Here is a 1,022-nt window from a genome sequence, read left to right on the forward strand (position 1 = left end):
GTTCGCCCGGTTCGGCACGACGACGGACAAGAAGCCGTCCTCGCTCGGCGTCTCCGCGTTCTCGTTCAACGACCCCCAGGGCATGTGCCCGGACTGCGACGGTCTCGGCCAGAGCATCGCCCTCGACCTGGACAAGATGCTGGACCGCTCGAAGTCCCTGGACGACGGGGCGGTTCTCTTCCCCGAGTACAAGGTGGGCAGCCCCGCCTGGCAGATCTGGGCGAAGTCAGGCCGTCTGGATCCGGCCAAGCCGATCGCCGAGTACAGCGCCGAGGAATTGGACACCCTGCTGCGCGGCACCGGCGGGAAGGTGACGCTGAAGACCTAGATCACCGAGTTCCAGACGAACTACGAAGGGCTGGCCGACCGGTTCGAGCGGCTCAACCTCAAGCGCGACCTCAGCGCCCTGAGTGATCGTAAGCGCGAGGTCATCGAACGCTTCGTCACCGACGGCGTCTGCCCCTCCTGCCGGGGGGCGCGGCTCAACGCCGCCGCGCTCGACGTGCGGATCGACGGCAAGAACATCGCCGACTACTCGAGCATGGAGGTCCGCGACCTCACGGAGGTGCTCACCGGCGTCACAGAGCCGGCCGCGGCTCCCCTCGCGAAGGCCGCGCGCACGGCCCTGGAGCGGATCGTGTCCATCGGGCTCGGCTACCTGACCCTGGACCGGCCCACGGCCGACCTCTCCGGGGGCGAGGGGCAGCGGCTGAAGATGGTCCGCCACCTCGGCAGTGGTCTGGCCGGGCTCACCTACATCTTCGACGAGCCCAGCATCGGCCTGCACCCGCGCGACGTGGGACGGCTCAACGAGCTGCTGCGCGCGCTGCGCGACAAGGGGAACACCGTGCTGGTCGTCGAGCACGACCCCGATGTGATCGAGATCGCCGACCACATCGTCGACGTCGGCCCCGGGGCCGGGGTGCAACGTGGCGTATTCGTTTTCGTTGGGTCCTTCCAGGAGCAGCCTAAGGACTAGTCCCGGTAGGTGGACGCACAGCTGCGCGGCGCACACGAGAAGG

1 protein-coding gene and 1 pseudogene are annotated in these 1,022 nt (G+C 68.3%); both read left to right on the forward strand.

Features of this window, described 5'->3' with window-relative positions; all coding sequences use genetic code 11:
• Positions 1-328: pseudogene (locus tag ACFV3E_RS46820) on the forward strand (excinuclease ABC subunit UvrA); the annotation flags it as partial.
• A 174-nt stretch (positions 329-502) separates the two neighbouring features.
• Positions 503-979: a hypothetical protein gene (locus tag ACFV3E_RS46825; protein WP_500542671.1), complete on the forward strand. Its 477-nt coding sequence runs from the start codon at positions 503-505 to the stop codon at positions 977-979.
• Positions 980-1,022: the final 43 nt, after the last annotated feature.

The sequence above is a fragment of the Streptomyces sp. NPDC059718 genome, assembly GCF_042733315.1.
In the GTDB taxonomy this organism is placed as follows: Bacteria; Actinomycetota; Actinomycetes; order Streptomycetales; family Streptomycetaceae; genus Actinacidiphila.